Annotated in this window: 1 protein-coding gene; it reads right to left on the bottom strand. The window is 44.1% G+C overall.

The genetic code is table 11. From position 1 onward, the window contains the following. Positions 1 to 304, bottom strand: a 304-nt coding sequence (locus OS191_RS00010) for a hypothetical protein (RefSeq protein ID WP_267153661.1), incomplete at both ends; no start/stop codon positions are given.

Raw genomic sequence — 304 nt, 5'->3', positions numbered from 1 at the left:
TTGTTATCAAAAGTAGCAGTTTCCCAGCATTCTGTTGTTGGTTCTACAGGTTGCGTTCCAGTAACTACCCAAGTACAGGTATTATTATCAAAGGTAGCAGTTTCCCAACACTCCGTTGTTGGTTCAGTTGGTTGTGATCCAGTGACTACCCAAGCACAGGTATTGTTATCAAAGGTTGCCGTCTCCCAACATTCCGTTGATGGTTCAGCAGGTTGCGTTCCAGTAACTACCCAAGCACAAGTATTGTTATCAAAAGTAGCAGTTTCCCAGCATTCTGTTGTTGGTTCAGCAGGTTGTGATCCAG

Source organism: Xanthomarina sp. F2636L, assembly GCF_026410195.1.
In the GTDB taxonomy this organism is placed as follows: domain Bacteria; phylum Bacteroidota; class Bacteroidia; order Flavobacteriales; family Flavobacteriaceae; genus Xanthomarina.
Note: the sequence above shows the minus strand (reverse complement) of the source record. Positions and strands in the feature narration are given on the sequence as shown.